Origin of the sequence: Hypericibacter sp., assembly GCF_050729195.1 — a bacterium.
Lineage (GTDB): Bacteria > Pseudomonadota > Alphaproteobacteria > Dongiales > Dongiaceae > Hypericibacter.
In genome coordinates, this window is sequence record NZ_JBOHKS010000036.1 from 1 (window position 1) to 10,584 (window position 10,584).

At 64.9% G+C, this 10,584-nt stretch carries 9 protein-coding genes; all 9 read right to left on the reverse strand.

The genetic code is table 11. The annotated features are described in order from the left end of the window. Window positions 1-558, reverse strand: a 558-nt coding sequence (locus ACREE8_RS02805) for a hypothetical protein (RefSeq protein WP_431571462.1), incomplete at its 3' end; no start/stop codon positions are given. Next, window positions 555-1,013, reverse strand: a complete 459-nt coding sequence (locus ACREE8_RS02810; RefSeq protein ID WP_431571463.1) for a hypothetical protein — start codon at window positions 1,011-1,013, stop codon at window positions 555-557. The genes ACREE8_RS02810 and ACREE8_RS02805, both read right to left, overlap by 4 nt. A gap of 44 nt (window positions 1,014-1,057) precedes the next feature. Beyond that, complete coding sequence (locus ACREE8_RS02815) at window positions 1,058-3,271, reverse strand: flotillin domain-containing protein (protein ID WP_431571464.1); 2,214 nt, start codon at window positions 3,269-3,271, stop codon at window positions 1,058-1,060. A 58-nt stretch (window positions 3,272-3,329) separates the two neighbouring features. After that, window positions 3,330-4,019, reverse strand: coding sequence for a bacteriorhodopsin (locus ACREE8_RS02820; RefSeq protein WP_431571465.1), 690 nt, complete (start codon window positions 4,017-4,019; stop codon window positions 3,330-3,332). A 10-nt stretch (window positions 4,020-4,029) separates the two neighbouring features. Continuing rightward, window positions 4,030-5,448 carry an ABC transporter permease gene (locus tag ACREE8_RS02825; protein ID WP_431571466.1) on the reverse strand — a complete coding sequence of 473 codons (1,419 nt, stop codon included), beginning with the start codon at window positions 5,446-5,448 and terminating at the stop codon, window positions 4,030-4,032. Further along, window positions 5,445-6,842, reverse strand: a complete 1,398-nt coding sequence (locus tag ACREE8_RS02830) for an ABC transporter permease (RefSeq protein WP_431571467.1) — start codon at window positions 6,840-6,842, stop codon at window positions 5,445-5,447. The genes ACREE8_RS02825 and ACREE8_RS02830 overlap by 4 nt, the downstream gene beginning before the upstream one ends. A gap of 61 nt (window positions 6,843-6,903) precedes the next feature. Beyond that, a complete protein-coding gene (locus tag ACREE8_RS02835) occupies window positions 6,904-7,854 on the reverse strand; it encodes an alpha/beta fold hydrolase (protein ID WP_431571468.1) in 951 nt (316 codons plus the stop codon). 19 nt (window positions 7,855-7,873) lie between these two features. After that, entirely contained in the window at window positions 7,874-8,278 is a 405-nt protein-coding gene (locus ACREE8_RS02840) for a hypothetical protein (protein ID WP_431571469.1), read from the reverse strand. A 39-nt stretch (window positions 8,279-8,317) separates the two neighbouring features. Then, window positions 8,318-10,501, reverse strand: a complete 2,184-nt coding sequence (locus ACREE8_RS02845; RefSeq protein WP_431571470.1) for a YbhB/YbcL family Raf kinase inhibitor-like protein — start codon at window positions 10,499-10,501, stop codon at window positions 8,318-8,320. Between the last annotated feature and the right edge of the window lie 83 nt (window positions 10,502-10,584).

Sequence of the window (10,584 nt, forward strand, 5' to 3'; positions counted from 1 at the left end):
CTGGGCCGCGACGACATAGATCACCGCCCGCCATCCGCCGATGACGGCGTAGAGGAAGAGGAAGAAGGCGGTGATCCAGATGACGAAGCCCGACGGCACGCCACCGCCTGTCGCCGCCTCGACCAGGCTGCCGATCTCCGCCAGGCCGTAGGCGGCGAAGGGGACCGAGAACAGGAACAGGATGGCCAGGAAATAGATGCGGATGGTCACGCTGTCGAAATACTCGCCCATGAGATCGCCGATGGTGCGCAAGGCCGTGATCCGCGAGGCCAACCAGATCCGTTTCTGGATCAGCGCCCCGCAGAGCGCGACCAGGATCAGCCCTACCGCCACATGGCTGTATTGCAGCCCATAGAGCGAGATCAGCAGGAGATGGTCCGGAAGGCCAAGGCCCGCCAGCACCACGCCGGCGCCGGCGAAGATGTAGCCCCAGGAGGGGATCTCGCGGCCCGCATCGAGGAAATCGTCCGGCCGGCCGCCGGCCCGCCCGCAGATCGTCGCGATATAGATCGCATAGGCGAAGAACAGGCCGGCGATGATCGCGAGGGGCGCCGTCATCGCCGGTCGCCCCGGCGGGCCTGCGGGGCGCCGCCGCCATCGGCCCGGAAGTCGCGGATCACGTCGAAGCCCTCGAACACGCGGCGCACGCCGAAATGCGTGATCATGTAGAAGATCACGCCGACGAAGATGGCGCCGAAACCGAGGCTCAGCGGCAGGACGTTGCGGAGGCCGAAACCCGGCACGAAGAGCGCCGCCAGGCCGCAGGCCATCACGCTGCCGGCATAGAAGATCAGACCCAGCCCCAGCTCGCGCGACGTGAAGGTCGTCTCATAGACGGCGTTCACGATCACATGGCCGATGAAGGCCACCAGGATCACGCCGAAGGCCGCGAGCGTATAGATCCACCCGCCCGCACCGCTTCCGTAATGGAACAGCACGACCGCGACGAAGACAAAGGCCAGCCAGATCGCCATCACCAATGCATGGCGATCCAGGGCCTGGGTCTTGGTCAAGGGGTCCACGATCTTCGAACCTCGCCCGGCTCATCCCGCCCGGATCAATCGTCGCCGTCCTTGCCCTTGTCCGGCTTGTCCGGTGCCTGGAAATTGCGGAAGGACATGCCGCCGGCGCTGCCGAGATTCTCGATCGGGAGCCCGATATCCTTCATCAGCCCGTCGACGAACGCGACCTGAGTGCGGTATTTCATCGCCGAATTCACGACGCGGTCGGTCATGTTGCCGCTGCCGCCACCGCCACTTCCGCCACCGCCGCCTTCGGCGGTTTCGGACGGGCTGTTGAGGCCGGGGAGTCCGTCGACCTGGAGAATCTTGATCGACTCGATCCGCTCCATCGGCTTGACGGACTCGCGAATGATGCTCTGCAGGTTCCGCACCAAGGTTTCGTAGATGGTGCTGCGTCGGCTCGCCTCGGAGCGCGTGTTCTCGGCTTCGTTGAGCATCCGGTGGCCGGCCGCGTCCTTGGCGTAACGCACTTCGGCCGCGTTCGCCTCGGCGATGTCGGCCAATGCCCGCATCTCCGTTGCCTCCTTCTCTGCCTTGGCGGCGGAGACGACCCGCTGCGCCTCGCGTTCGGTCTTCGCCGAGGCATTGATGAGCTCGATCCGTTTCATGCGGCCCGCAACCTCTTCCTCCTTGGCGCTGGTGACCTGCTCCTCGAGCGCGGCATTGGCCTTCCAGGCCTCGGCGGCCTTGGCCCTGGCATAGGCCTCCTCGATCGACTTGTTGACGACCTCGATCAGCCGCTCCTTATCGACGATCTCGACTTCCTTCTGCTGCTCGATCTCGAAGCGGTCGACGAACTTGCGGGCGGCGATACGAAGCTCGTCGAGCTCGCGATTGGCCGCGATGCTGGCGTCCTCGATGCTGCGATAGGCCGAGGTCTCCGCGATCTTGAGCTTCTGGTTCTTGCTGATCTCGAGATGATCGATCTCCTCGTCCTTCTTGAGGCGCTCGAGATTGACATTGTAGCGCCGCAGGATCCGGGCCTTCTCTTCTTCCGCACCGGCCAGCTCGTTGGTGATGCGGATCTCTTTGTCCTTCTCGACCGTCCGGGTCTCGATCACGCGGGCCGTCTCGATCCGGCTCGATTCCACCTCGCGCTCCTTTTCGAGCTTGGCACGGTCGACCTCGGCGCTCGCTTGCGTCTCGGCGATCTGGATCTCCTGCCGGGACCTGATCTCGAGCTCCTTGACCTTGCGGTCTTGCTCGATCCGCTCCGCATCGATGCCCTGCTGGCTCAGGATCCGCTCCGTCTCCAGCGTCTTGCGGGAGTTGATCTCGGTCAGGTCGGTGTCCCGTTGCCGCTCGATCTCGAGCGTCTTGATCTCGGTGGCGGCCGTGATGCGCTCGGCCTCCACCAGCCGCTCCTTGGCGATGCGGATGCGCTCGCCCTCCTGCTCGGCCCGGACCTTGGCGTTCTGGACGGTGATGGCGGAGTTGGAGCGCTCCTGCTCGATCGCCGCCTGCTGCTCGGCCTTCTTCGATTCGATCGCCCGCACCTGGTCGATCCGCGCATATTCCAGGTCGCGATCGATCTCGATGGCGCGCTGCTCGGTCTCGTAATCCTTGAGCTTGATGACGATACGCGCTTCGTTCTCGATCTGGTTGCGCAGCTTGCGCCGCTCCTGGATCTGCTCGGTCAGCTGGGTCAGGCCTTCGGCGTCGAAGGCATTGGCCGGGTTGAAGACCGAGATGTCCGACTGGTTGAAGCTGGTGAGGGAGGCATTCTCGAGCTCGAGCCCGTTGGCGGCCAGCGTCTTGGTCACGGCCCCAGCCACTTCGCTCATGAAGCGGCTGCGGTTGGCGTGGATCTCCTCCATGGTCATGGTGGCCGCCACCGCCGACATCGCATCCATGAAGCGGCTCTGCACGATCTCCTTGAGCTCGATCGCGTTTTGCGTCCGGTTGCCCAGCGTGCGCGCGGCGGTCGAAACCCCTTCCTTGCTGGGCTGGACCCGCACCGAGAACTCGGCGATGGCGTCGACGCGCATCTTGTTCTTGGTGATGAGCGACTGCTCGCCCGTCCGCCGGATCTCCAGCGGCATGGCGTTCATGTTGACGCGGGTGATGGTATGGACGATCGGGATGACGAGGGCGCCCCCGCCCATCACGATGCGCTCGCCGCCCAGGCCGGTCCGCACGAAGGACTGGTCCTTCGAGGAGTGCCGGTAGAGCCAGTGCAGCAGGTAGACACCAATCGCGATGAGAATGATGGCCAGGATGACGATTGCGATTGCGTCGGTGCCGGTCATTGTCTTGTCCTCCCCTGTCCCATGATGCCGCGCGCCGGCGGCAGCTGGACCTGATGGCTCAGAAACGCTCCTTGCCGGCGACGGCAAGGACGATCATGGAAACGGTTATGAGATTCACGAAGTCGGCGAGCGTATAGAGCACGATGATGCCGCGCTGATGGCCAGCGCCGATCACCACGTCGACGAAATGCAGGATCGGCAGGATCGCCCAGCCGATCGTCATGATGAGGCGGATCCAGAAATAGCCGAGGCGGATGGGACCCGAGGATTTGCGGACCGCGTCGTTCATGGCGCCGAAATACATCTCGCCCAGGATGTAGAGCCAGAACGCCATCGACAGCAGCACGCCCAAGGTCGGGTTGAAGATCCCGCCATCGCCGAGGAAGCGGCTCAGCACCATCAGGATGGCCCCGACCGTGATGCGCCAGAAGACGCCCACGGGAACGGGGCCGGCGATGCGGGCGAAGAAGAAGACCGACGCCACCTGCAGCGGCTGCACCACGAACCAGCCGACATAGCGGGGGCCCGCCGTCATCTGCTGGGTCGCGAGCCAGGTCTGCGAGGCCTCGAAATAGAAGAAGGCCGAGGCCAGCAGCGCCGCTCCCGAGAGGGCCACCGGAAGCCGCCAGCGCTCCGAGACCCAGCTCAGGCCGATCAGCGCCAGCAACGCCGTCGTCAGGGTCGCGATCGTCGCCACGCCGAAGGACGAGCTGACCAGGTCGCTGGATGGGAAGGCGGTTCCGAACATGAGTTTCCCTTCAGATTTGCGATCGGATATGCGGGGCACGGCCATAGAGCGCCACCATCGGCAGGATCAGCAGGCCGAAGATGAATTGCTGCCACTCATATTTGAGGCCGATGCCGATCAGGAACGAGCTGAGCACCTGGAGGACGAGCACGCCGATGATGGTGTAGCCATAGCCGCCATAGCCGCCGACCAGCGAGGTGCCGCCGATCACCACGGCGGCGAGGGTCGTGAAAAGATAAGGATCGCCCACGCCGATGAAGCCGCCGCCGCTCCAGCCGAGCAGGAGCGAGCCGGTCAGGGCCGCGAAACAGCCGCTGATGGTGTAGGCCAGCGTCCAATATTTGAACTCGGAGACGCCGATCAGCTTGGTCGAGCGCCGGTTGCCGCCGAGCGCGTAGATGTAGCGCCCATAGGCGGAATAGCGCAGGCCGACGATGACGATGACCGCGATCAGGATCCAGAGCAGGATCGTCGGCGGCACGTCCAGCCCGAAAGTCTCGCCGTTCATGGCGGCGAAGTTCTGCAGCCAGGGCGGCACGGTCCCATAGACATTGCCGCTGAAGGAGGAGCCGATGCTGGTCAGGATCTGGGTCAGGCCGGCGATGGCGAAGCCCATGCCCAACGTCAAAATGAGGGCCTGGCCCTGCAGGCGGTAGGACAGCACGCCGTTGAGGAAGCCGATGAGGCCGCCGATCGCGAGCACGATGGCGAAGGCGAGCCAGGAGGGGACCCCGAGGCCGATCAGATAGAGGAGCCCGATGTTCGAGGCGCCGATCATGAAGGGGATCGACAGATCGAGGCCGCCCATCAGCGCCACCAGCGTCTGGCCGACGCAGGCGATCCCTAGGAAGGCCGCGAACAGCAGCACCGCCTTGACGTTGGCGCCCGACAGGAAGCCGTCGATTGCGAAGGAGCTGATGACGATGAGGGCGCCCAGCACGATCAAACCGATGAAGGCGCTGCGGCCATGGGTGAAGACCCGGCTGACCTTGAAGGCGAAGATCAGGATGGCTTCGAGGACGAGGAAGGCGATCAGGTTCTGGATCGAGCGGAACGACGGCACCGTCGCCGTCAGGATCAGGTAGCCCAGCAGCAGCAGGGCCATGACGACGATCAGGATCCTGTTGTTCCGCCACAGGCCCTTGGCGCCGACCGCCGATTTCTGCTCCTCCGCTTCCTCCTTGGAGGCGGCGCGGCTTTGGCGGCCTTCGAAGACCACCGAGATGTAGTTGATCACCCAGAACAGCACCGCGATCGAGATCACGGTGTAGAGGATGACGATCTGCGCGCTCAGGCCCTGGGCGAAGCCGAGGCCGAAGCCGATGGCCGCGATGATCAGCGTCACCGCCAGATTGAGCCAGATGAGGAACGGCGATTTCGGCACGAACATCAGTGCCCCGCGGTCCCGATCCTTGGTCATGTCGCTCATGGGCTCGTCTCCACGGGCTGCGGCGCTGGGAGCTGTGCCGCCGAGGCCTGCGATCCGGCATGGCTCTCCTGCGCCACGACGAAGAAGAGCAGCAGGATCAGAGCCGAGACGAAGACATAAACGAAGACGCCGAGGCGCGAGGAGCGCGCTTCCGCCACCACCAGGCGGAAGGTCAAGACCAGGAGCAGGAGGGCCGCCACCGCGCCGAACGCCATCTTCTGCAGCGGACTGAAGCTCAGCGTGGCGATGCCGGTCGGAACCGATCCCGGCAGCAGGAGATAGCGCGATATCAGATCGCCCGTGGGCGCCGCCGGAACCGCCGCCGCAGCCGCGGTCGTCGCAGCCGCATGGGGCCCGGCATTGCTGATCTGCAGCATGATGCCGATGACGACGCAGCCCAGCACAACGAACGCAGCGAAGGGCGAGATGAAGGAGATATGACGCCCGATGATCGGCACCAGCAGGGCCAGGAGCAGCGACAGCACCAGGATCAGCCCATAGATGAGCTGGATCACGAAGGCCTGGCTCGCGCCGAAATTGAAGGTCGCCAGCACATAGCCGATGAGGAACAGGTTCAGGGCGCCGAGGAGGGCGCCCGTGACCCCGCCCCGCCCGCCGGCCAGGCTCGCCCCGCCCAGCACCAGCGCCGTGACGGAGGTCAGGGTCATGGTCGTGCCCTGGGTCGGATCGCCCGACGCGATCAGCGCCGTGTAGCAGATGGCGCCCAGCCCGACGAAGATGCCGGAGATCACATGGGCGCCGATGCGGGTGATGGTGGTGCGCGTCCCGCTCGCATAGGCCGCGCGCTCGTCATAGCCCATCATCCGCAGGTTCCGGTAGAACGGCGTCAGGGTGAAGAGCAGCCAGCCGCCGGTCGCGAGCAGGACGATCAGGAGGATCGGCGAGAAGATCGTGTTGCCGAGGCCCCAGCTGCCCATCCAGTCCGGCGCCACCCCGCCCGGCCGCGGCAGGATCACGCGGTTGATGCCCGACAGGGCCAGGAAGCCGCTTAGCGCCACGATGATCGGCTGCACCCGGATATAGATGATCACGAGGGCGAAGAGCAGCTGGTAGATGACGCCGATGCCGAGCGCCAGCAGGAAGACGCCGAGCGGCGAGGTGACGATCCCGAGGTCGCTCAGCTTGATGATCGAGACATTGATGAAGGCGAGCAGAGGACCGACGGCCAGATCCACCGTTCCCCGTCCCGCGACCGCCACCGCCATGAGGGCATAGGTCGCCATCACCAGGGGTGCCGCCACGATGATGGCGCTGCCGAAGCCCGCCAGCGAGACGAGACTAGGCCCCCGGATCGCCGCAGTGCTGAGCAGCACGGCGATCAGCAGGATGGGCACCAGCAGATATGTGTTTTGCGAACCCTTCTGCTCTGGCATCTCGATGGTTCTGCTGTTCCGGCCTCCTTAGAAGCGGACGGTCATCTGTTGGCCCGCTCGATCAGAGCTCGATCACGCGCCGCCCGCCCGAGGGCCGATCGTTGCGCCCGCTCGACCGCAGCTCGAGGCTCGAGCGCCCCGGTCCGCCGCCCTGGCCACGCCGTTCCGGATCGAGGTTCAGGATCTTCTTGAGCACAGGCATGATGACCTCCTTGAACTTCACCGGGTCCTCGGAGGTCGGGAAATGGCCGCCGCCGAAGATGACGCATTCGGAATTGCGGACCTTCTCGGCCGTGCGCTCCGTCATCTCCGGAGTGCAGGCGAAGTCGTATTCGCCCGTGAGGAAGAAGATCGGCAGCTTGCCGGAGATCTTCTGGCACTGGTCACGGAAGTCGGAATCGACGCTGTAGAAATAGAGATCGCCCTTGAAGACGCCGGGGCCGCCCTGGGCGTAGTACCACCAGGTCTCCCAGCGATACTCGTCCGGCGATTCCGGCGACATCAGGCCGAAGACCGAGGTCGCCACCACCTCGCCGCCATGGATATGCGGGTGATGGAGCGGATCGATCCACCAGCCGGGCGAGTAGTCGCAGGCCTCGAGCGCGATCAGCGCCGAGAACTCGTTCTCGTATTTGAGCGCGAGCGCCAGGCAGACATTGCCGCCCATCGAGCAGCCCATGATGACCGGCTTGACGAGCTCGAGCGCCCGGCAGAAGGCGACGACGAACTCGGAATAGAAGCGCGTGGTCAGCTTGTACTCGTCCTCCATCAGGTAGAAGTCGGAGGGCGGGATCGACTTGCCGTGCCAGGGCATGTCGAAGGCGATCACGCGGTAGTTCTGGGCGATATCGGGATCGCAGAGCTGGTGGCGGTATTGGCGCGTGTCGGTGCCGGCGGTATGCAGGCAGACCAGCGGGATGCCCTCGCCGTGTTCTTCGTAATAGGTGCGGTAGGTCTTGCCCTCGCACTGGACATAGACATAACGCCCGACGATCGGATCATGGGTGTTCATGTTGCGTGTCTCCCCGCGCTCACACGTTTCTCATCAGCGAGAGCATTCGCGTCAGCGCCCGCAGATTCTGCCAGAAAGGAAGGGTGTTCCCCTCGATCACCAGCTGCTTGTGCAGCGGGTGCGCCATCGCCCAGATGTCGTTGAACATGGGTGGAGGGATGCGCTGGGAGAACTTCGTCCAGGCGCTGCTCGGCGCCTTGAGCCCGAAATCGTAGCCCATATCGTTGGCCGTCAGGCCCTCGGCGATGCGCTGGATCTTGCCGCCGCGGACCTCGATCAGATACTCGGTTTCGTCCACGCCCAGCACGAACCTGCTGGTGAAGAAACGCCCGATCACCGGCAGGATACGGTCGTCATTGACGGCGCGCGCCCAGCGCTCGATCCATTCCAAGTCGAAGCTCGTTCTACTGCCGGATCTGCTCATGCGGTCCTCCTGTCATGTCGCGAAGACAATCGCTGGTTCCTAAGTCGGTAGTGGCTTCTTCGCCGGGCCATAGACCGCGACGAAGGAAGCCATGTCGATCGCCGCCGGCATCACCGCCGCGGCGAATTGGGTGAGATCGGCGTCGGGCGGGAGCGCGAGATGCTCGGTCTTCAGCGCATAGATCGTGAAGACGTAGCGATGCTGCCGGTCCGGCGGCCAGGGGCCGCCATAGCCGCGCCCGAAGCCCGGGATGCGGAAGGTGACGAAGTCACTGTTCAGCTCGACGACACCCTTGGGCAGGAGCGCGCTGCCGCTGGCCCCTTCCGGCAGCTCGCGCACCGTCGCGGGAATGTCGTAGGCGAGCCAATGCGCGAAGGCGCGCGGGAACTTGAACTCTTCGGGCAGGTCGGGATCGGTGATGGCGAGGGCGAAGCTGCGGGTGCCGGCGGGGACGCCCGACCAGACGAAGCGCGGCGAGCGCCTGTTCTCCTCGGCGAAGCGCTCCGGGATGATCTGGCCCGGTGCAATGTCCGGGCATTGCAGGATGAAGGCGCTTGTGGCCGTCTCCGGCGGCGGCGATTTGCGGGCGGAGGTCGTCACGGGACGCGGTATCGGGCGCCCCTCCTCGAAACGCAGCCGGACCGGCGCCGGGCGCCCTGCAGCCCCGTCCTCGCCTTCCGTCCCATGGTCATTGTTCTCGCCGGGCAGGCGTGAGGTCGCCTTGCGGCCGAACATGGCGTTCAGCAGCACATGACCGTCATAGGGCGGCTCGAACTGCGCCGAGATGGCGCCGTTCCGGAAGACTTCGACGCGGGTGCAGAGATTGAGGAACTCCTCGATCTCGCTCGACAGGAACACGACCGCGTTGCCGCGCGAAGCGAAATCCCGGAGATTGCGATAGAGATCGAGCTTGGCGCCGATATCGATGCCGCGCGCCGGGTCGTTCAACACCAGCACCACCGGCTTTTCCGCGAAGGAACGTGCGATCAGGACCTTCTGCTGATTGCCGCCGGAAAGCGAGGTGATGAGATTGTCGCGATCGCCCATCTTGACCGCGAGCTTGCCGGACTCCCATTCGAAGATCGGGGCGAGCTTGGTCTTGTCGATCAGGTTGAGCGCGCCGGCCATCCGGTATTCCCGGTAGATCGGCATCAGCAGGTTCTCGAAGATGCTGAGATTCGGAAAAATTCCCTCTTTCTTCCGGTCGCCGCTGACATAGCTGATATTGTTCTCGCGCGCCGAGCGCAGGTCGATGATGTCGGTCGCGGTGCGGTCGCGGATGATCGAGATGCGACCCGAGGCGAGCGACTGGGTGCCCGCCAGGCAGCGCACGAAGTCGGACTGGCCATGGCCGTCGAGCCCCGTCACGCCGACCACCTCGCCCGGATAGAGCGTGAAATTGATCGGGGCCGCCTGGGGCCAGACGCGGCCTTCCAGCACGCGCAGGACCGGGTTGGGGCTGAGCCGCTGGACCACGGACTGGCTGTGCTGGGTCTTGCCGCGCTCGACGCCGGCGATCAGCTCGAGGATGCGCTGCTCGGTGATTTCCGCCTTCTCGAGGCTGCCGACATCGACACCGTCCCGCAGGATGGTCGCCCGGTCGGCGATGCGGACAAGCTCCGCGATCCGGTGGGTCACGATCAGGATGCTGACGCCGGCCTTCTTGAGCTGGCGCATCTTGTGGAACAGCCGCTCGGTCGAATCGAAATCGAGCGCCGCCGAGGATTCGTCGAGGATCAGGATCTTGGGGTCCGCCAGCAGCGCCCGACCGATGGTGACCCATTGCTTGACGCTGAGCGGCAGCTCGCCCACCAGCGTATAGAGATCGAGGTCGTAATCGAGCAGCTCGCGCATCAGGGTCTTGCCCTTGCGGAGTTTCTCCTCCTGGCTCATGGCCGAGCCGAAGGGTCCGTCGGCGCCCAGATAGAGATTGTCGAGCACCGAGCATTCGTCGGCGACGAGCACCTCCTGGAAGACGTTGGAGATGCCGAGCGCCCGCGCCTCATAGGGCGAGGTCGCGGATTTGCCCAGGATCGAGACCTGGCCGCTGTCGGGGATGAGGACGCCCGAGATGACCTTGGCGAGCGTGCTCTTGCCCGAGCCGTTGCCGCCGACGATGGCATGGACCTCGCCGGCATAGGCCTTCAGGTTGCATCCCCCCAAAGCCACGGTCGGTCCGAACGTCTTCCTGACCGAGGAGATTTCAACCGTGGGATAGACCATGGGATGCCCGAATTCCGATAGGGCCGGGTCGGCGAGATTTCAGGGTTTCTGCCTGAACGGACGCCGCCCCGTCAGAGGACGGG